Annotated in this window: 17 protein-coding genes; 14 read left to right on the forward strand and 3 right to left on the reverse strand. The window is 28.3% G+C overall.

What is annotated here, in order from left to right; genetic code table 11:
- The first annotated feature begins 125 nt into the window (after window positions 1–125).
- The 3 genes from JYG23_RS11255 to JYG23_RS11265 are packed head-to-tail and all read left to right on the forward strand — an operon-like array spanning window position 126 to window position 4,997.
- A complete protein-coding gene (locus JYG23_RS11255; RefSeq protein ID WP_207235765.1) occupies window positions 126–1,427 on the forward strand; it encodes a radical SAM/SPASM domain-containing protein in 1,302 nt (433 codons plus the stop codon).
- Window positions 1,427–3,226: an ABC transporter ATP-binding protein gene (locus JYG23_RS11260; RefSeq protein WP_207235766.1), complete on the forward strand. Its 1,800-nt coding sequence runs from the start codon at window positions 1,427–1,429 to the stop codon at window positions 3,224–3,226. Before JYG23_RS11255 ends, JYG23_RS11260 begins: the two co-directional genes overlap by 1 nt.
- Complete coding sequence (locus tag JYG23_RS11265) at window positions 3,204–4,997, forward strand: ABC transporter ATP-binding protein (RefSeq protein ID WP_207235767.1); 1,794 nt, start codon at window positions 3,204–3,206, stop codon at window positions 4,995–4,997. The genes JYG23_RS11260 and JYG23_RS11265 overlap by 23 nt, the downstream gene beginning before the upstream one ends.
- Before the next feature lie 21 nt (window positions 4,998–5,018).
- Here the strand turns inward: JYG23_RS11265 and JYG23_RS11270 are convergent, their stop codons facing one another.
- Window positions 5,019–5,855, reverse strand: coding sequence for a hypothetical protein (locus JYG23_RS11270; protein ID WP_207235768.1), 837 nt, complete (start codon window positions 5,853–5,855; stop codon window positions 5,019–5,021).
- Window positions 5,856–6,062: 207 nt separating this feature from the next.
- Between JYG23_RS11270 and JYG23_RS11275 the strand changes: the two genes are divergently transcribed.
- From JYG23_RS11275 to JYG23_RS11285, 3 genes are read left to right on the forward strand one after another with little or no spacing between them, the layout of a single operon-like run.
- Window positions 6,063–7,115 carry an extracellular solute-binding protein gene (locus JYG23_RS11275; protein WP_207235769.1) on the forward strand — a complete coding sequence of 351 codons (1,053 nt, stop codon included), beginning with the start codon at window positions 6,063–6,065 and terminating at the stop codon, window positions 7,113–7,115.
- A gap of 20 nt (window positions 7,116–7,135) precedes the next feature.
- Window positions 7,136–8,092 (forward strand): ABC transporter ATP-binding protein, encoded by a 957-nt coding sequence (locus tag JYG23_RS11280; protein ID WP_207235770.1) that lies wholly within the window; start codon window positions 7,136–7,138, stop codon window positions 8,090–8,092.
- Entirely contained in the window at window positions 8,076–9,752 is a 1,677-nt protein-coding gene (locus JYG23_RS11285) for an iron ABC transporter permease (protein ID WP_242631566.1), read from the forward strand. The genes JYG23_RS11280 and JYG23_RS11285 overlap by 17 nt, the downstream gene beginning before the upstream one ends.
- Window positions 9,753–9,828: 76 nt before the next feature.
- Here JYG23_RS11285 and JYG23_RS11290 read toward each other — a convergent pair whose 3' ends face one another.
- Window positions 9,829–11,226 (reverse strand): sigma-54-dependent Fis family transcriptional regulator, encoded by a 1,398-nt coding sequence (locus JYG23_RS11290; RefSeq protein WP_207235771.1) that lies wholly within the window; start codon window positions 11,224–11,226, stop codon window positions 9,829–9,831.
- A gap of 48 nt (window positions 11,227–11,274) precedes the next feature.
- Window positions 11,275–11,688, reverse strand: a complete 414-nt coding sequence (locus JYG23_RS11295) for a DUF1934 domain-containing protein (RefSeq protein WP_207235772.1) — start codon at window positions 11,686–11,688, stop codon at window positions 11,275–11,277.
- 280 nt (window positions 11,689–11,968) lie between these two features.
- Here JYG23_RS11295 and JYG23_RS11300 point away from each other — a divergent pair, with 280 nt between their 5' ends.
- The 8 genes from JYG23_RS11300 to JYG23_RS11335 all read left to right on the forward strand — a co-directional run bounded on the left by JYG23_RS11300 (window position 11,969) and on the right by JYG23_RS11335 (window position 22,563).
- Complete coding sequence (locus JYG23_RS11300) at window positions 11,969–13,012, forward strand: zinc-binding dehydrogenase (protein WP_207235773.1); 1,044 nt, start codon at window positions 11,969–11,971, stop codon at window positions 13,010–13,012.
- Window positions 13,013–13,085: 73 nt separating this feature from the next.
- Window positions 13,086–14,333: a lysine 2,3-aminomutase gene (gene ablA, locus JYG23_RS11305; protein ID WP_207235774.1), complete on the forward strand. Its 1,248-nt coding sequence runs from the start codon at window positions 13,086–13,088 to the stop codon at window positions 14,331–14,333.
- A gap of 34 nt (window positions 14,334–14,367) precedes the next feature.
- Window positions 14,368–15,387 carry a hypothetical protein gene (locus tag JYG23_RS11310; RefSeq protein ID WP_207235775.1) on the forward strand — a complete coding sequence of 340 codons (1,020 nt, stop codon included), beginning with the start codon at window positions 14,368–14,370 and terminating at the stop codon, window positions 15,385–15,387.
- A 1-nt stretch (window position 15,388) separates the two neighbouring features.
- Window positions 15,389–16,990, forward strand: a complete 1,602-nt coding sequence (locus tag JYG23_RS11315) for a DNA mismatch repair protein MutS (protein ID WP_207235776.1) — start codon at window positions 15,389–15,391, stop codon at window positions 16,988–16,990.
- A gap of 25 nt (window positions 16,991–17,015) precedes the next feature.
- On the forward strand, window positions 17,016–18,572 hold the full coding sequence (locus JYG23_RS11320) for a lysine 5,6-aminomutase subunit alpha (RefSeq protein ID WP_207235777.1): 1,557 nt from the start codon (window positions 17,016–17,018) through the stop codon (window positions 18,570–18,572).
- On the forward strand, window positions 18,572–19,330 hold the full coding sequence (locus tag JYG23_RS11325; RefSeq protein ID WP_207235778.1) for an OAM dimerization domain-containing protein: 759 nt from the start codon (window positions 18,572–18,574) through the stop codon (window positions 19,328–19,330). The genes JYG23_RS11320 and JYG23_RS11325 overlap by 1 nt, the downstream gene beginning before the upstream one ends.
- Window positions 19,331–19,667: 337 nt before the next feature.
- The gene (locus JYG23_RS11330; protein WP_207235779.1) at window positions 19,668–21,560 is read left to right on the forward strand and encodes an S-layer homology domain-containing protein; all 1,893 of its coding nucleotides are present in this window, start codon (window positions 19,668–19,670) and stop codon (window positions 21,558–21,560) included.
- Window positions 21,561–21,633: 73 nt separating this feature from the next.
- The gene (locus JYG23_RS11335; RefSeq protein WP_207235780.1) at window positions 21,634–22,563 is read left to right on the forward strand and encodes an S-layer homology domain-containing protein; all 930 of its coding nucleotides are present in this window, start codon (window positions 21,634–21,636) and stop codon (window positions 22,561–22,563) included.
- Window positions 22,564–22,579 lie beyond the last annotated feature (16 nt).

Raw genomic sequence — 22,579 nt, forward strand, 5'->3', positions numbered from 1 at the left:
CACAAAGATGTGCGGAGTCACATGTAACTTATTAATGTAAAAATATTTGAAGCAAGATATTATAATATCTTGCTTCAAATAATATTTATAATTAAAAAAAATACTAAATACAGGAGATACATATTATGGAAAAGTACAAAGGAGCTTATGTAGTTGATAAGGAAGATTATTACTTTTTAATTAATCCCTATTTACAAACAACTTCCGAAATAAAAAAAATTGATAATGACTTTAGAAAAAGTATAGAACCTTATGAAAAAGATTTAATAGATTCATATATTTTATTTAATGATGATAATTATAATTATAATCGTATATCTAATTATTTTGTAAACAAAGAAAAATATAATTTTAATTCAGTTACATTTACAGAAGCAATGTCATTTGATTGTAATCTTAACTGTATTTATTGTATGCAACAAAACACATGTAAAAGTAGAAATAAAATTACTCCTGATGAAAGGGTTACTTTGTGGCAAAAAATTAAGAACCTTTTCAATGCAAATGATATAAAAATTTGTTTGTTTGGTGGAGAACCTTTTTATGATTTAAACTATGTAGAAGAGTTATTTAACATAGCTGAAAAGAGAAATATAAATATTTCATCAATAATTGCAGTAACAAATGGAACTATATGTAATGAACAAGTATGTAATATTATTAATAAATTTCATATTAGTACTCTACAAATTACATTAGATGGATTAAAAGAAGTTCAAGATTCAAGAAGAGTACTAACGAATGGGAGTTCATATGATTTAATTACTAATAATATTGATAGCTTTCTAAAATATACTAAAGCATCAATAATTATTAATACAGTCTTAGATAAGCAAAACAAAAATGATTACATACCAATGGTAAGAGAGATAATAAATAGATATAATGACTATGTATTCGGAGATAAACCTAGAGTAATATTTAACTTAGGTACAGAGTGCCATCCAGTAAATAGGTGTCAATATACTAATGAAAATGCTAGTTATAACGTACAGTTTATGGATACTTATTATGAAAATTTATTTAAACTTATAGACCTAGGTGTTGCTATTAATTCTATTTTCCCAGGACCTATATGTATAGGAAACAAAAGCAATGATATTGTTACAGGACCAGATGGTAATATATATTCTTGTATATCAGCAATTGGTTTAGATGATTTTAAAATTTGTGATTATGAAGATGTTTTAAATAATCCAGCTAAGTTTTTATTTCAGTCTATAAAATTTAGCGAAAGCAATAAAAGTGCAGAATGCTTTGAGTGTGAATACTCTCCATGGTGTAATGGAGGTTGTAGTTATAATAAATTTGTTGAAGGCAAAAAAAGTAGTTGTCAAAAACTTATTTTTAAAGAAGTAATAGAAAAAATAGTAAATATATCTTCTATGGTTCAAGAAATATATCCAAATATTTATAGGAAAAAATAATGAGAAATATAAAATTAAGATTAAAAGAAATAGTAAGTATACTAAATTTAGTTTGTAAAAATGCACCATTTCAATTTTTATTCAAGCTATTTGTAGTAATTATAATAGCAATTCTTAGACCACTAAATGTATACTTTTTTCAAAATGTAATAGATAATATTGTGCAGTCAGAAGCAGGTGCAACATTAAATAGTGAAGTATTATTATGGTTATGCTTATTTTGCATTTCCACTTTGATAGTTATAAATGTTAACTTTATAAATAATATACAAAACATTTCATTGAAAAAAAAATTTAATATTAAGTTTCTAAATTCTATGTTGTACAAATATAAAAAAATTGATTACTCGTGTTTTGAAAATACAGAAGTACATAATATTATTACTCGTATGGGGGATAATTTAGACAAAACAATCATTGAACTATTTTTAAGAATTATAGATATTACTTCTATAATGGTTTCAATTATAGGCTATATTATTATATTTTTACAAGTTTCTGTTTGGTTTGCAATAATATTTTTTGTGGTATTATTTATAGTTTTCATTTTAGAATTTAAAGCCATGAATAAAATGAATACTATGTTATATAATCAAACTGAAGATGAAAGAAAGTTAAATTATTTACAACATATACTATCTGATAAACATTCATTACTTGAGTTGAAAATATTTTGTTCAATATCATATATTCTAAACATGTGGAACAAAAAAGCTAAGGAAATTCTTAATGTTAGAGTAAAAACAACAATTAGTTCTCAAAAATATTTTGCATTGAATTGTTTATGCACAATTATTTGGATTAGTATAATGCTTATAGTATTAATTAACTATTATGAAAAAGACTATATAACACTAGGGTTATTTATTTCTCTTATAGGTAGTGCAAGTACATTATTAAGTATTATAGAATCGCTATCTTATTATATATCTGATTTATCGCAAAATTTATTATGTATAGATTATTATAATAAATTTATAAATTTACCTGAGGATCATAAATATAACGAAAAAGAATATGATTTTGAAAAACCAGAAATTGTTTTTAAAAATGTATCTTTTACATATCCTGGAACCACACAAAAAATTTTAGATAATATATCTTTTAGTATTAATTATAATGAAAAAGTTGCGCTTGTAGGCAAAAATGGTTCAGGAAAAACTACAATAATCAAGCTTCTTTGTAAACTATACAAACCTGATAGTGGGGAAATATTAGTAGGCGGTATTAATATTAATAATATAGATAGAAATTCTTTAGCTAAGATATATAGTGTTGTTTTTCAGGACTATGCTAACTATGCATTAACCCTTAGAGAAAATATTGCTGTTGGAGATATAAAAAAACTTAATAATGATGATTCAATAATAAAATCACTAACTTTTGGTTTAAAAAATATGAATATATCACTTGATCAAAATCTTGGCAAAATAGATGAAAATGGTATGGATTTATCAAAAGGTCAGTGGCAACAAGTTGCAATAGCAAGAGCGCGTATAGTAGAAAATAATTTTATAGTTCTTGATGAACCTACAGCCTCTCTAGATCCTATAGCTGAATGTGAACTATACAATTCATTTCTAGAAGTATTAAATGACAGAGGTTGTATAATAATATCACATAGATTAGCAAGTGCAAAATTATGCGATAAGATAATAGTAATACATGGTGGACAAATTGTAGAAGTAGGAACTCATACTGAGTTATTAAAACATAAAAATATATATTGTAATATGTTTAAAACACAAAGTGAATGGTATAGCAAAGGTGAAAAATATGAAAAAAATAAAAACTGTTAATACGTTTAAAATTATGTTGAAGGCAATTAAGCAAATTTTTAATATAGTGCCAATTGCTGCATCTTTAACATCTATCATTAATATTTGCATCTCTTTTTTTCCCGCAATTACTGCAAAATTATTAATTACTTTATTTGATAGTGCTGATAAGACTAATATTTCATATGATATAAATAAGTTGTTACAATGTGCATTTATATTTATCCTATGTTATGCTATTAAATATTTCATGGAATTTATTACTAGTATTACTGTTAATGCTTTTATTTTTGAAAAATGTGTAATGTACAGTAGAGTCAAATTAGCTGAAAAATCATCAAAATTGGAAGTTATTCAATATGAAGATGACAATATTCTAAATATGAAAAAAAGGGCACAAAATTGCATTGATAATGAACTTTTAAGCATGGTGTTTTTTAAAATAAGTAATATAATAAAAAATAGTATTAGTTTAATTTCAGTTGTCATAATATTGGTTAGTTATAGTAAGTTTTTTTTACTAGTTAGTTTATTAAGTGTATTACCATATTTTATATCTAAATTGATTAGAGGTAATTATTTTTATAAACTTAGAACTAAGCAAGCTAAAGATGAAAGAAAATTAAGTTATCTATATAAATTATTTTCAGATAAACAAACTGTTAAAGAAATGAGAGTTATGAATTTTGAAAATTATATTATTGAAAAATGGGAAAATTGTTTTAAGGATATATATGAGAGCCAATGGAAAGAAGAAAAGAAAGATGCTATATCATTACTAATCTGTGATGTGATTAGGTCATTGGGATATATTGCTTCAATAATAGTATCTATATTGTTAATGTTAAAAGGTGAAATATCTATAGGTGTACTTGGTGCATGTATATCAAGTTTTCTTTCGGTTCAAGATGCAACATGCAATTTTCTAATAAACATAGCCTCATTACCAAATTTAGCACTTTATGCAAATGACTATTACAAATATTTAGATTTACCAGAAGATATAGATGGTATTAAGGAAGTCGTTTCAATAAAAAATGGTATATCTATAAAAAATATAAAGTTTAAGTATAAAATGAATAATAATTTTAATATAAATAATATAAATTTAGAAATAAAAAAAGGTGAAAAAGTTATAGTGTTGGGTGAAAACGGAAGTGGCAAAACAACTTTAATTAAATTAATTCTTGGAATTTATAAAGTTGATGATGGAGAAATACTATATGATAATATAAATGTTAATAATTGTAAAAAAAGTTGTTTATACAATTTGATTTCAATAGTATCTCAAAATTTTATAAAATACAATTTGAAATTAAGAGAAAATATAGCAATTTCTGATACTTCTATGATTGATGACAACAATAAGATAATTAGTTCATTAAAAGCAGTAGACTTAAATAAATTAGATAATTGCGATGAAATGTTAGGTCGAGAGTTTAATGGAATTGAACTTTCCGGCGGAGAGTGGCAAAAAATAGCAATAGCAAGAGGCGTATTTAAAAAAAGCGAAATTATTTTCTTGGATGAACCTACAAGTGCTATAGATCCATTAGCTGAAAAGGAAATACTGTTTAAATTTTTAGATATTGTGAAAAACAAAACTTCTATTATTGTAGCTCATAGAGTTGGATTGTGTAAACATGCAGATAAAATAGTAGTAATGAAAAATGGAGCAATAGTAGAGGTTGGAACTCACAATGAATTAATCAATAAATGTGGAGAGTACACTAGACTTTATAATTCACAGGCAAAATGGTATGTAGAAAAGGAATCAAATAAAAGCATATAAAAAATATAAATTGTTTTTGGGCTAAAATTCTATATAAATTGCACTTGCGTCATCACATTTTTTGAATCTTGGAAATTTTGATGCATTAAAATCTTTGTTTTCTATTTTTCTAAGTTCATCATAGAAAAACATTAGTTTTTTAGCCTTCAATGTTTTTACTAAATCATTTATAGTAATATAATTATATTTATCAAATAAAGCAGAAAATCCATCACTAGTGATTAAAACTCTTAAATCATTATCAATAGTTAATTTACTATATATGGCATTGTCAACTGCCTTTTCATCAAAGCCTAGAATATAATATCCGTTAGTTTTATTTTTTTTATTTCTGTTGTCTATTATTTTATCCATTAGTTTTGTCTTTGCTTCATCTAATGTTAAGCCTTCTTCGCTTGTTAAAATCTTCATTTGTGAGAGTACATTATTATCAAGAGTAACTAAATTTTCATCCAGTATAGTTTGTATGCTATTAGAACGCGAAAAATTAATTGAACAATCTCCAAGGACAAAATATTCAAGCTCGGTTTTTTCATTATTCCATCTAATAAGAGAAAAGCTACTTGAAGGCATGTCAATCTCAGAAAGATTATTTACACTTCCATTTACGTATTCTTCATTTATTTTGTGAATACCATCTTTTATTATAGTATGTATAGAGCAATCTCTATTAACATTATCAGTTAAATAGTTATTCCACCATGTTACAAACCATCTTGCATCACTTATATCATCAGTTAAATTCCTATTATTTAAGCCTGTTGCTCCATCTAGTACCCAAGCAGCATTTCCAATAACATTAGCTTTATCTTCATTAACTAAAGCACTACCTTTTTCACAAATTATATCTAAATACATATGCTCTCCTCGACAATTAATGTTTTTTAAATACTAACACATTTAAATAAGAACAATCAATTAATTATATCCTTGCAAACGTTACTATAAAAAAGTGTAATGGTAATAATATAATATATAAAATATTTTTATTATACTTTAATATAATAATATGATAATATTCACTATAAAAATAATATTAATAGGACCACATGGAGGAAATTTAAAATGAAAAAGTTATTAGCACTTTTATTAATTCTACTTCTTAGCTTTAGCTTAGTAGGATGTTCAAACAATGACAGCACTGAAAATGATACAGCAAATCAATTAGAAGATAAATTAGTAATTTATTCTACACATACAGATGAAATGCTTGAATTAGTAGCAGAAGAATTTAAAGCAGAAACAGGTATAGAGGTAGAATATATAAATTTAAAGGGTGAATTAGCAGATAGAGTTAGAGCAGAAAAAGAAAATCCACAAGCAGACATTATGTTTGGTGGAGCTTCTTCATTATTTATGGAAATGACAGAAGAAGGAATATTTGAACCAGTTGAGACAACATGGGCAAAAGATTTACAAGATATATTTAAGGATAAAGATGGCAATTGGTATGGTACAATACAAACACCAGTTATGATATTTTATAACACAGAAATGTTAACAGAAGAAGAAGCACCAAAGGATTGGATAGACTTAACAGATGAAAAATACAAGGACCTAATAGTTTCAAGAGATACATTGTCATCATCTATGAGAGCTACACTTATGAGTTTAGTATACCAATATGACAAAGAGCAAAAGCTTGATGAAGCATGGAATTATTTAACTGCATTAGATGCTAATATGAAGAATTATTATTCAAGCGGAACATTGCAATTTCAAGCAGTTGGTAGAAAAGAAGCAGCAATAAGCTTCGCAGTTCAAAGCTCAATAGTTGACAATGTAGTTAAAAATAATGTGCCACTTAAAATTGTTGATGCCAAAAGTGGTTCACCTGTTATAACAGATGGAATAGCAGCAATAAAAAATGCACCACATCCGAATGCAGCAAAGGCATTTGTAGAATTTGCAGGAAGTTCAAAAATGCAAGCTAAAATTGCAAATGAATTTAACAGAATACCAACACTTAAAGAAGCAATACAAAACAGTCCAGAATGGATGAAGGACTCATACAAAGTAATGGATGTAGATTGGTCAGTAATATCTAAAAACCAAAATGAATGGTTGCAAAAATTTGATACAGAAATAAGAGATGCAAACAAGGATAAAGCTAAATAATCAAATAAAGAGAGAATATTATGGGTAAAGTTATACTAAAAAATATATCACATAGGTATGATAAAACAAACGTATTGAATGATATAAATATCGAAATAGAAGATGGCGATTTATTTACACTGTTAGGTCCATCGGGTTGTGGAAAAACGACACTACTTAGAATAATTGCAGGATTTATAAAACCAACCAGTGGAAAAGTATATTTATATAATCAAGATATAACAAATTTAAGCCCAGAGCAAAGAAATATAGGCATAGTTTTTCAAAACTATGCTCTTTTTTCACATATGAATGTTTTAGAAAATGTTACTTATGGATTAAAAATTAAAAAATATAATAAGCATAAAATAAAGGATATATCAGATTACTATTTAAATTTAGTTGGGATGTATGATTATAAAGATAGAAATATAAATGAACTATCAGGTGGTCAACAGCAAAGGGTAGCATTAGCAAGGTCATTAGCAATAGAACCAAAAGTTTTGTTATTAGATGAGCCATTGTCAAATTTAGATGCAGCTTTGCGAGACAAAATGAGAGAAGAAATTAGTAAGTTGCAAAAAAAGTTAAAAATAACTACTGTTTTTATAACACATGATCAAAAAGAAGCACTGGCAATATCTGATAAAATAGCTGTTTTTAATAATGGCAAATGTATGCAGGTAGATACTCCACAAAATATATATAACAACCCACAAAATGAATTTGTAGCTAATTTCGTTGGAGAAACAAATACTATTTATATAGAAGACAAAGAGCCTATTTTTATTAGGCCAGAAAATATAAAAATATTTAATGAAAAGAAAAATGACAATTTTGTTTCCGGAAAAATTCAAAACATAACTTTTAATGGGAGTACAATTGAGTATAAAATAAAAGTAGATACAAAAATTTATAAGGCTATAGAGCTTAATGATGGTAAATCTTACAGAAAAATAAACGATGAGGTATATATAGAAATTGATACAGTCAAATAATTATATAAAAAAAATACTAAACATAATATTTTTTGGTAGTATATTATGGGTTTTGGTGGGATTCATCATATTACCCATGCTTAATACGATTAAAACAAGTTTAGTAAATAACAATATAATTACACTTGAAAATTATAAAGCATACTTTGCAAATCCATCTAATTTGCTAGTAGTAAAAAATACCTTAAAATTAGGTTTTTCAACAGTTATATGCTGTGGAATAATAGGGACGTTTTTAGCTTTTTACGTAACACTAATAAAAACTAAATTCACTAAAATTTTAAGAATTATACTGTTAACTCCAATGATGGTGCCAGGAGTAATTATAGTTATAGCATTTATACAACTATATGGTGAAAGTGGTCTAATAACAAAATCGTTAGAAGTTTTATTTAAATTAAAATCAGCACCATTTAAATTTGAGGGATTTTCAGGCATTTTATTTGTACATTCATATACACAATATGTTTTTTTCTATTTAAATGTTTCGGTAGCATTGAGGTATTTAGATTTATCATCTATTGAAGCAGCCAAAAGTTTAGGTGCAAGTAAACTGAAAATATTTTTTACAGTTATATTACCATCAATATTACCTTCTTTATTTTCATCAACTATAGTTACATTTATATCAGGTATAAGCTCATTCTCAGCGCCTAATCTAATAGGTGGCAGATTTAAAGTGCTAAGCACTCAAATCTTAATGTCAAAAGCTAATAATCATATAAATATTGCATCTGTTCAGGTAACCATACTATTGATTATGGGAATATCAATGCTTTTAATTGTAAGACATTATGAAAAAAAACACTCTAATCCAAACTCAATAAAAGCGGTTAGATTAAACAAAATAGAACTAAATAACAAATATATTAAAACGATTTTAAATATTATAGTAACACTAATACTGTTGTTAATTATATTGCCGATATTGGCAATTATATTTTTATCATTCGTAAAACCTGGAAGTTGGATGATTGAAATATTTCCAAAAGAATTCAATTTTGATAATTATATTACTCTATTTACTAAAAAAAGAGTATTAAAGCCATTTATAAACAGTATATTTATGTCTATAATTGCTGTTATAGTTTCAATTTTTTTTGCAGTACCACTTGCTTTAACTATTGCAAAAAGAAAAAGCAAAATTAATTCAACACTAGAAGTTATTGCAATGCTTCCATGGGCTATGCCTTCAAGCACCATTGCTATAAACTTAATTAATACGTTTAATACAAAAAACATATTTGCTTTTAACAATGTATTGATAGGTAGATACTATATATTACCGATAGCATATATAATTACTGCAATACCTATAATACTAAGAACTAGCCTGATTGCAGTTTATAAATTCAACAAAGACTTAGAGGATGCATCCAAAAGCTTAGGAGCAAATAATATAATAACATTTTTTAAGATAACAGTACCTCAAATAAAACCAGCCATAGTATCAAGTGGTAGCTTAGTATTTATAAGGTGCTTGGGTGAATACACTATGTCAGCACTCTTATATGGAGTTTCAAATAAACCAATATCAATAGCAATGGTAAACGCAATGAATGAGTTTGACATTGGTTTATCAATGTCATATGGCGTTTTGACAATAATTATCTGTTTTGTAGCAATGATATTTACAGAAAGCTTCGATGATGCATTTTAGTCACATAAATACAAAAGACGCTCCATTTAATAGACAAGTATGGTGTATTGTCTATTAAATGGAGCGTCTTTATATATTAAGATATAGCTAGCTTTTTAATTTTATACTGAAGAGTTTGTCTAGGTATATTTAAAAGTTTTGCAGCTTTAGTCACATTCCAATCTACCTTTTGCAAAGCAGAAATAATAAGCTCCTTTTCATACTTTTCAAGAGATTGTTCCAAACCACAAGTATCATCAGAATCAATCATAAGATTAGTTGAATTATTGAGTAAATATTTAAATTGAAACGGTAGATGTTCTTCTCTAATTATTTCTCCATCATATAGAGAAATTGCACTTTCTATAGCATGTTCAAGTTCTCTAACATTGCCAGGCCAGTCATATTTCATAAAAATCTCTAATACTTCTTTTGAAACACCAGTAAAAAATTTCTGACATTTTTTATTATATTTATTTATAAAGTGCTTAATAAGCAAAGGTAAATCTTCTATTCTTTGCTTTAGTGAAGGTATTTCAAATGTAATAACATTAAGTCTATAAAATAAGTCCTGTCTTAGCTGACTAGTTTCTAAGATCTTTTGTACAGGAATATTGATAGCAGAAATAATTCTAACATCAATATCAATAGTAGAACTAGCACCAACCCTTCTTAAACGGCCATCTTGCAATACTCTAAGAAGTTTTGCTTGAAGTTCAAGTGGCATAGAATTAATCTCATCTAAAAAAAGAGTACCACCGTGAGCTAATTCAAACAATCCTGCTCTGTTTTCAGCACCTGTAAAACTGCCCTTAACACTGCCAAATAAAATGCTTTCAAGTAGATTCGTGGGTAAAGCAGCGCAATTTTGTGCAATAAAAGGTTTAGACCTTCTTTTGCTTGCATTATGTATGGATTGAACAATAAGCTCCTTACCAGTTCCAGTAGCACCAGAAACAAGAACAGGTGAATCAGATTCAGCAGCCTTAATACCAAGAGACTTTATTTTAAGCATTTCTTTGCATTGACCAACTATATCCAAAAAATTAAAAACAGCTGTGTTTTTAGTTTTAGTTACATTCGAAACATTTTTATACAATGCACTTTGTAAATTTACAATTTTCTCAGACAACTCTTTAACCCTTGTTATGTTTTTGGAAATCTCAACAGCTCCAATAATTCTATTATTATAAGTAATAGGTAAGGATGTGTTAACTGTAGATATCTTGTTGCCTTTGTAATTAACAAAATTTTGTTCAACTTTAAATAATGGCTTACAAGTTTTCATAACCTGTAAAAGAGTACTAGTTTCAAAATCAAGAGAAGGGTACACTTCAAGGATATGTCTACCCATTGCCTTATTAACATCGATTCCATCTAATTCCTTAGCAGCCTTATTGTAGTATATTATTTTACCAGATGAGTCAATAATATGAATACCATCATCAATTTGTTCAACTGCCTTTATTAATGCATCAAAAAATTTACTTTCCATATAACAATACCTCCTATGTGCCGAATAATAGGCAACACTAGCCCAATATTAGGCGAATGTTTTTATACTTAAAATATTAACATATGGAGCGTTATTACTAATGGAAATTCTGTATTTTAATAATATTTCACCATAGCCTTCATCATTAAGGTTATGAGCGTATTCTAATGTATATATTTCCATTTGTAAATCGCCATAAATCGTGCTATAAACAGAGTAGTACTTTTTATTTTTTTCAAATTCAAGAGTAGATGAAAGAGAGCTTATCTTTGTCATAACTAATCTGTCAGTAGATACTCTAAGCCTTGTTTTTATTGTATCTTCATCATTTTCACTAGCTTCTACATAATCAAAAACCATAAAATCATTTTCTTTTTTTACTACTGCATTAGTTACAAGTTCTAATTCATCTATAATATTATTATCATTATCAATTTGTTTGCCTATAATTTTTATTCGCATATTAATCCTTTCTCATGTTAACATTTAATAATCATATTAATTATAGCATAAGCTGTTTATAATATACAAGTTGATTTTGACTAGAATGCCGAAAAATCGGCACATAAAAAAATGAATATATAAATATTCGTTCAAAATCATTGATTTAACAGTAAGAGAAAAAAATACAGTTTTCAAAAAACAATTGGCACATATTTTGCAATATTGTATATTAATTAACAAAGCTACTAAACAATACAATACAATACAACAATACAAAACAATTCTTAGGAGGAATATTATGAAAAAAGGAAACCCATACGGAACACACAGAGTAATCAACCCAAAAGGAGTATTACCACAACCAGCACTTAAAATTGACAACACTATGGAAATATACGACAATGAAATACTTATAGACGTTCAAACATTAAACGTTGACTCTGCAAGCTTTACTCAAATAAGTGATCAAGCACATGGCGACGTTGAAGAAATCAAAAAAATCATGAAGGGTATTGTAGCAGAAAGAGGTAAACATCAAAACCCTGTAACAGGTTCAGGTGGAATGCTTATAGGAACAGTAAAAGAAATTGGACCTGCATTAGAAGGTAAAACAGACTTAAAAGTGGGAGATAAAATAGCTACATTAGTATCTTTATCATTAACACCATTAGTAATAGAAGAAATTAAAGACGTTAGAAAAGAAATAGACCAAGTTGATATTAAAGGTCAAGCTATATTATTTGAAAGTGGAATTTATGCAAAAATACCAACAGACATACCAGAAAACTTGGCATTATCAGTATTAGACGTAGCTGGAGCACCAGCACAAACTGCTAAATTAGTAAAACCAGGAGATACTGTATTAGTATTAGGTGGAGCAGGAAAATCAGGAATACTTTGCTTATATGAAGCTAAAAAAAGAGCAGGAGTTGCTGGTAAAGTAATTTGCTTTGCACACAAAGAAAGTTCACTTCAAAAGGTTAGAGATTTAGGATTAGCAGATTATTATATTTCAGGTGACGCAAGTAATGCTGTTGAAGTTTATGAAAAAATTATGGATGTTACAAACGGAGAACTTTGTGACATAGTAATAACTTGTGTAAGTAGAGAAAACTGTGAAATGGGCAGTATATTAGCTTGTAAAGATAACGGAACAGTTTACTTCTTCAGTATGGCTACAAGCTTTACAAAAGCTGCTTTAGGAGCAGAAGGCGTTGGTAAAGATGTTAACATGATAATAGGAAATGGATATACTAAAAATCATGCTGAAGTTTCTTTACAAATCATTAGAGAATGTGAACCATTAAGAAAATTATACTCAAAATTATATGCAGGAATGTAATAAATAAATTTTTATAGCAAGAAAAGGGTACATTAGTACCCTTTAAAATAAAATTAATTTAGGAGGAATTAAAATGGCATATTATAACAACATACCTCTTTGGAAAGATGTTACTGAAGAGCAATGGAACGATTGGCATTGGCAAGTAGGCAACAGAATAGACACAGTTGAAAAATTAAAACAAATAATTAATTTAACAGAACAAGAAGAAAAAGATATTCAAGAAGTTCTGAAAAAATTCAGAATGGGAATAACACCATACTATGCAGCACATATGGACAAAAATGATCATAGATGTCCAATTAGAATGCAAGCAGTTCCAACAATAGTAGAAACACACATAAGTGATGCTGATATGTTAGATCCATTACATGAAGATACAGATTCACCAACACCAGGATTAACACATAGATATCCAGATAGAGTATTAATGCTTATAACAGATCAATGCTCAATGTATTGCAGACATTGTACTAGAAGAAGATTTGCAGGACAACAAGACCATTCAGTTCCACTAGAAAAAATTGACAAATGTATTGAATACGTTAAAAATCATCCAGAGGTTAGAGACGTATTATTATCAGGTGGGGATTGTTTGTTAGTATCAGATGAAACACTTGAATACATAATCAAAAACTTAAGAGCAATACCACACGTAGAAATTATAAGACTTGGATCAAGAACACCAGTTGTTTGTCCACAAAGAATTACAGATGATTTAGTAAATATGCTTAAAAAGTATCATCCAATTTGGTTAAACACTCATTTCAATCATCCAAAAGAATTTACACCTGAATCAAAAGAGGCAGTAAGAAAGCTTGCTGACGCTGGTATTCCATTAGGAAACCAAAGTGTATTATTAAGAGGAGTAAATGATTGTCCACATATTATGATGGATTTAGTACATGAACTAGTTAAAATAAGAATTAGACCATACTATATATATCAATGTGACCTTTCTCTTGGAATTGAACACTTTAGAACACCAGTTAGCAAGGGATTGGAAATTATGGAAGCATTAAGAGGACATACTTCAGGATTCTGTATTCCAACATTTGTTATAGATGCACCAGGCGGAGGAGGCAAAACTCCTATTATGCCTAATTACATGATATCACAGTCACCTCATAAAGTTGTTTTAAGAAACTTTGAAGGTGTTATAACAACATACACTGAACCTGATTTACCAGAATTAGAATGTCAATGTGATGTTTGTAAAGGATTAAGAGAAGTTCATAAAACAGGTGTTTCAGGATTATTAGAAGGCGAAAGACTAGCACTTGAACCAACTGAATTAGATAGAAATAAAAGATATAAATAAAATTAATATTTTTTCATTGTAGAGGTGTTTTATCATGAGATTAATCGACGAAATTAATAATAAGTTTAAATCAATATCAATAATTGGACTTGCAAAAAATGCTGGTAAAACAGTAGCGCTTAATTATCTCATAGATAAAGCAAACCAGGAAAAAATAACTATAGGATTAACATCAACAGGAAGAGATGGAGAAAGTAGTGACCTTGTAACTAACACAGAAAAACCAACTATCTTTGTAGAAGAAGGAGTATTAGTAGCAACAGCTAGGCATGCCTTGTTACTTTCTGATGCAAAGGTAGAAATACTAGAAGTCACTAACTATAATACACCAATGGGTGAAGTTGTTATATCCAAAGTAAAGCATAGTGGAAACATACAAATAGCAGGACCTGCTAATACAAAAGAAATAAAAGAAGTTTCAGATATTCTCATTAAGTACGGAGCTCAAGTAGTTTTTGTAGATGGAGCAATCGATCGAAAAGCATCATCTTCCCCCATTATAACAGATGCTTGCATTATAGCTACTGGAGCAGTACTTAGTAGAGACATAAAAAAGGTTGTAGAAAAAACAGCATATACAATTGAATGCTATCAACTCAAAGAAGTTGATAAGCAAATAAAAGATAAAATAAACGAAATAGCATCTACATGCATAATAAGTAATACTGGTAAAATAATTAAATTAAACGTTAAAACAGGTATTACGGCAGGTAAAATGATAACGGAAAATATAGATAAAAATACTACCTGCGTATATGTAAAAGGGGCTATTACATCATTGTTAATAAAAGAATTGTGTCAAAGCGAATTTATAAAAGGCTTCAAACTTGTGATAGATGATGCGACAAAAATTTTTATAGACAATCATCATTGGAATGAAGCAAAAAAAAGAGGGCTTAAAGTTGAAACTATTAATGCCATTAAAGTAGTCGCACTAACGCTTAATCCCGTTTCTCCAGAAGGTTATTGCTTTGACAGTGCGGAATTTTCAGAAAAAATGAAGTACTATATAAAAAATACAAATATTATAGATGTGGTATCGGGTGGTGAGTAGCGTGGAAACATTTATTACAGAAGATTGTAAAAAAAATATAAATTTCGATTATATATTTGATGAGATTAAGCCTATTACTAAATATGGCGTTTTAGCAAAGAAAAATGCTAAACCATTTCTCCCTGGCCAAGAGGACGAATTACTGGTTGAGCTAAAAAAAGTCGAGGGATTTTTAAATACACCAAAACGTCGTCAAGTAATAGATATATTAAAAGAAGTTCGATACATACAAGAGACACTTCAAAGGGCAAAAAACAATATCACGTTAGACCTAATAGAATTATTTGAAATCAAAAAATATATAATCTATTTAGAAAAATTGGAAAAAAGCTTAAGAGGCACTTTATTATCCACATACGATGATTTGAAAATTAAACCCTTACCGCATCTATATAAATTATTAGACCCGGCAGGGCAAAAATTATTGACATTTTATATATATGACGAATACTCAGAAAATCTTAGAGAGATTAGGCACTCAATAAGGCAAACTGAGAAGAGCATAAAAGTCATACAGAAAGAAATCAAAGTAAATATAGAGGCGAAATACAATATAAAATTTAATTTACGTGACGAGGTTACGGTAAATAAAATACAATCAAATTTAATAGAATCATTAAATAATGAAGAAAATTTAAGAGCCGTAGGTGAAAATTACTTAAGTATAATTTACGGAATAAAAAACAACCTACAAATAGATAACTTTAAGCAACAGTTGCAAGGACTGAAAGAAGAAGAAGACAAAGAAGAATTAGAAATAAGGAAATATCTGACACAAAACATTAAAAAATCTTATGAAGATTTGACACGAAATTCTGAAAAAGTAGGTAGAATAGACTATCTTATAGCAAAAGCAAATTTTGCACAAAAAACAAATTCTGTAATGCCGCAGATAACAAAAGATTTAATAATTGATATAAAAGATGGCAGGAATTTAAAACTAGCAAATATGCTTAAGCAAAAGAAAAAAGACTATACACCAATATCAGTGTGTTTAAATAAAAATGTAGTTTGTATCACAGGAGCTAATATGGGTGGTAAAACTATTAGCTTGAGAATGGTAGGTCAGATTATTTCAGCCGTTGCTTACGGTATGTTTGTACCTTGTGAAAGTGCTAAAGTATGTTTATTCAAGCATATACACATATCAGTTGGTGATGATCAATCAATTGAAAAAGGGTTAAGCACATTTGGAGCAGAAATAGTAAATCTAAAAGTAGCTTTAGAAAACGCAGGTGAAAGAAGCTTGATATTAATTGATGAGCTTGCAGGAGGTACAAATCCTAAAGAGGGGTTTGCAATAACAAAAGCTGTAGTAGAATACCTAAAAAATTCAGATTCATTATCAATTTTCACAACACACTACGACAATATAGCTAATGATAAAGATGTACAAAATCTTCAGGTTGCGGGACTAAATTTACCAGAGGGTATAAACGAATTTACCAATATAGAAGATATTTCAAAGTATATGAATTATTCATTAGTAGAAGTAAAAGACCAAAGTAAAGCACCAAAAGATGCATTAAACATCGCAAAAATTGCCGGGATACCAGATGAAATTATAAATAGAGCTATGAGTTTAGTAGCAAATAGCAAATAGCAAATAGGAATAACAGGAGGTAAGAATGCAAAGTAAATTAAACCTAAATTCGCAGGTTATTGAAAGTGCAAGAAATGCAGCAGCAAACATTGCACAAAATGTTCAAGATTTTATTGACGTTCATACAACAGTAACAGTGGAAAGAACAGTAGTTAGATTATTGGGCGTAGATGGAACAGATGATATGGAGATTCCACTACCAAACGTTATAGTTGACAACATAGTTGAGGGTGGAGGATTAAGCAGAGGAGCAGCATTTTGGATTGGAAATGCTATGCTTCAAACTAAATTATCACCACAAGAAATAGCTAAAAAAATTAGCATAGGTGAAATAGACATAACAAAATTACCTATAGCAGATAACAAAGAAATATTTGATGTTATTTATCCTTTAGCTCAAAAAACAGTAGAAAAAATTAGAAACACCAGAATCAAAAGAGAAGAACTTGTTAAAACTTTGGGAGAAGGTAAAAAACCTTATCTATATGTTATAGTTGCAACAGGAAATATATATGAAGATATAATACAGGCAAAAGCAGCGGCAAAACAAGGTGCAGATGTTATAGCAGTTATCAGAACAACAGCACAAAGCTTACTTGATTATGTTCCATTCGGAGCAACAACAGAAGGCTTTGGAGGAACATTTGCAACACAAGAAAACTTTAGACTTATGAGAGCTGCTTTAGACGAAGTAGGTCAAGAAGTAGGAAGATATATCAGAGTGTGTAACTATTGCTCAGGACTTTGTATGCCCGAGATAGCTGCAATGGGAGCGGTTGAAAGACTTGATGTAATGTTAAATGATGCAATTTATGGTATATTGTTTAGAGATATAAATATGCAAAGAACATTTGTTGATCAATATTTCTCAAGAATAATCAATGGGTTTGCTGGAATTATAATCAATACAGGTGAAGATAATTATTTAACAACAGCTGATGCTTATGATGAAGCACACACAGTTTTGGCTTCACAACTATTAAATGAACAATTTGCATTAAAAGCAGGGCTAAAAGAAGAACAAATGGGATTAGGTCATGCATTTGAGATGGATCCAAAAATAGAAAATGGATTCTTATATGAATTATCTCAAGCTTTAATGGCAAGGGAAATATTCCCTGACGCACCTTTAAAATATATGCCACCAACTAAATTTATGACAGGTAATATATTTAGAGGACACTTACAAGATGCATTATTTAATATCATCTCAATTTGGAGCAAACAAGGAATTCAATTATTAGGAATGCCAACAGAGGCAATTCATACACCACACTTACAAGATAGATACCTTTCAATAGAAAATGCTGAATATATTTTCAATAACTGTAGAAATCTTGGTGATGAAATAGAATACAAAAAAGACGGTATAATTCAAAAAAGAGCACAAGAAGTATTGGCAAGTGCAGAAGAATTATTAAAAGATATAGAAAGAGAAGGAATATTCAGTACAATAGAGCAAGGTAAATTTGGTGGAGTTAAACGACCATTTACCGGAGGAAAGGGATTATCTGGAGTAACTGAAAAAGATGAAAAATATTTCAATCCATTTATTGAGTTAATGCTTGGAGGTGAAAGGTAATGAGTCAAGATCAAAATGTTGATTTAACAAAAATAAAACCATATGGTGATACTTTAAATGACGGAATGGTTCAAATGAGCTTTACATTGCCAGTTCCGTACGGTGATGAAGCAAGTGAAGCTGCAAAGCAATTAGCATCAAAAATGGGCTTTGAAAATCCAGCAGTAGTATATTCACAGGACTTAGGTATTGGATATACATACTTCGTAATGTATGGTAAATGTTCTCACACTGTTGACTATACTACAATAGAAGTTCCAAAGGTTGATATGGAATTTATGAGTATGGAAGAAGTAGAAGATTTTATAGCAGAAAACATAAAAAGAGATGTAGTAGTAGTAGGAGCATGTACAGGAACAGATGCTCACACAGTTGGTATAGATGCTATCATGAACATGAAAGGATTTGACCATCACTTTGGACTTGAAAGATACAAAGGAATGAAAGCATATAACTTAGGCAGTCAAGTTTCAAATGAAGAGTTAATAGCTAAAGCTGTAGAATTACATGCTGATGCAATACTTGTATCACAAGTAGTAACTCAAAAAGACGTTCATATACCAAACCTAACACAATTAGTTGAAATGCTAGAAGCAGAAGGTTTAAGAGAAAAACTAGTTCTAGTAGCAGGTGGACCAAGAATTTCACATGAGCTAGCACAAGAGTTAGGCTATGATGCAGGTTTTGGAACAGGAAGTTATGCAAACTATGTAGCAACATTCATAGTAAATCAAATAGTAGATAGAAAATTAATATAAATTAAAAAGTTAAATTAAAAAGTTAAATTAAAAAGTACCTTTGAAAAAGGTACTTTTTTTGCTTTTTAATATTTTTTTATTTTTATTCATTTCAATTTAACAAATTATTGGTGGAATTAGATAGTACTTATATTAATACTCTTTTGTATTGGTTAGAAAACTAAAGTTATAGCAGCCCTAAATCACAATTTACTTATTATGTAAATAAACAAAGTATAAAGATAAATAAGCAATAATTCATATAAATGTATAAATATTTTTTCTATGTAAAATATTGGTTTACAAATTATGTTTAGAGGGCTATAATATTTAATGTAAATAAAATTAGGAGGGGATTATGAATAAACATAATTTAAACAAAACATTATCTTTAATATTAGCTTTCATGCTAATTATTTCATCTTCAATATCTACAGTTTATGCGTTCGATTTTTGCGATGTTGAAGGGAATTGGGCTAATGATTTAATAAATAAGTGGGTAGACAAAGACCTAATTAAAGGATATAGTGATGGGACATTTAGACCAAATGATAAAATTAGCAGGGCAGAATTTGTAAAACTAATTAATAGTTCTTTAGATTTTACAGAAATTGAAAATATAAATTTTAATGATGTAAATGAAAATGATTGGTTCTATAAAGAAATACAAATAGCAAAAAAATCAGGATATATAAATGGTATTAGTGTTACCAAATTTGCACCTTTGAAACCAATAACTAGAGAACAGGCAATTTCTATCTTGGTAAGGATTAGTAAATTAGAAGAAAACAATAACGTTGATATATTTAGTGATAATAATCAAATAAGTAGTTGGGCTATTGGAGAAATAGGAGCAGCAGCTGAAGTTGGCTTTGTTGAAGGTTATAATGATAAAACATTGAGACCAAGAAATAATCTTTCAAGAGCTGAAGCATTGAAATTAATAGATAACGTTGTTTTTTCAAAAAATATTATAATAAATGGAGATAATCAAACTGTAAAAGATAATATAATAGAAGGAAATGTAATAGTAACACAGTCATTAAAAGAAGGAAACGCCTATTTAGAAAATATAGAAGTTAAAGGCAGTATTATTGTTAATGGCGGAGGAACTGATTCTATACATTTAAAAAACACATTAGCAAACAATATAATAGTAAATAAGCCTACAAAAGTTAGAGTTTCTTTAGAGGAAAATTCCAATGTAAAAAGTGTTAATATTAATGGAAATTGCAAACTAGAGGCAGATAAAGATTCGACAGTTGATAAAGTTATTGTAAATTCTGAAAACACAGTAGTTTTGTCAGGTAAAATAAGAAATATCTATGTTGAGAAAGGTAGCAAGCTAGAATTGATTGGTGCTCAAGTAGAAAGTATTACAGTAGATGACCAATTAGATATTTATTTAGATAGCGATTCTTTAGTTGATTTAGTGACAATAAATAAACCAACAAATATTTTAGGTGAAGGAAGCATTAAAGAATTAGAAGCTAATACCAATGGCATAGTTGCAGAAGTAGATGTTGAAAAAGTTATACTTGGTGAAGGTGTAACTGAAGAACCTGTAATACCAGCACCTTCAACAGGAGGTTCTGCAGGAGGTCCTTCAGGTGGAGAAGATATTCCAAAACCAACAGAAAAAATTCTTAAAGTAACATATAATATTCATGGTTCAGATAAAATCCGTAATTTTAGTTATGTAGGAGACGATACACTTATTTCAGTATATAAAGATTTTGTAGAACAATTAAACAATCAAGAGGAAATAAGTGAAAACTTAAAGAAATTAGAAGGACTAAAAATAAATGGACAAAATATTTGGTCACTAGAAATGTATGACAAAATATCGACAATATTATCTATTGATAAACGATCTGATTTATATAAAAATTGTAAGCCATCTGATTTTTCACAAATTTCAATAGACGATGTATTAAAAATACTAAACAATTTAGAATCAATAACAAAACATGTAAAAAGCAACGAATCACAAATACAAAACAATATAAACAATATAGATTATGATAATCTTACAATAACAAAAAATGATAGTTCTTTGAGTGATATAAACGTTAAATTTATAGCTAAGCTAGGAAATAATCAATTCGATGAAACAAAATTAAAAGAACTATTAAACTATATTTTAAATAATATAGACATGCTTACAGGTAAAATTGAAAATATTAGCTTTGATAAAGCAATTCTAAACATATCAGAACCACGTACTATAAGCATAACAATAGAAAAATAAGTTTAAATAAAGTTAAATAAGGTAGATAAGGGGCTATCAACAGTAGTCCCTTATTTATTCTAAAGGAGAGTATATGAAAAGCAGTATTGTTAAAATATTTTTATTAATATTATTGTTTAATGCACTATTTTTTACATTTGCATATGCTACTGAATTCTCTGATTTAAATATGGAAACAGAAGATGGATTAAAAGTACAAAAAATGGTTGATGAACAAATAATAAATGGTTACCCTGACGGTACATTTAGACCAGACAATTATATTAAAAGAAGTGAATGTATTAAAATTATTAATAAAACATTTAATTTTACAAAAAGATCTGAAACTGTAGAATTTCTTGATGTAGGTAAAAACGATTGGTTTTATGAAGACTTGCTGATTTCACTGAAAAATAACTACATAAGTGGTTTTACAGACAATACATTTAGACCTAATAAATACATTACAAGAGAGCAATTTTGCAAAATTCTAACAAATGTTTTAGAAATCAAAGAACTTCCTTTCGACAAAGATATTTCAGACAATGTATCAAAGTGGGCTGTACCATATGTTAATGCTGTAGTATCTTGTAGAATAATGCTATTAGAAGATAACAATGTATTTAGAGCTACAGAAAATATAACAAGAATTGAAGTTTGCAAAGTTTTGTCTAATTATATAGTTGAAGATCAAACGAATAATTCTGAAAATACTAATGATGATAATGCTGATAGTTTAGAAGTAGTTCTTAATAGGGTGAGTGAAAAGCTTGTAAATAATTGCATACCAGTATTGAATGATGAACTTCAAATAGAAATATGCGAAGATATTTATGATAATATACAAAAATATATTAGTGATAATAATTTTGATTATAAGACTGAAGCAGAAAAAGTATATAAAAAATTTTTGAAGTTATCTGATGAACAACAGGAAGAACTCAAAGAATCTATTTTAACGTACAATACATTAAATGATTTAATTGAGCTAAAAGAGTGGTTTTTTCCAAATATTGATTTATAAAATATGTTTATTATTG

The organism is Sedimentibacter sp. zth1, assembly GCF_017352195.1.
GTDB lineage: Bacteria > Bacillota > Clostridia > Tissierellales > Sedimentibacteraceae > UBA1535.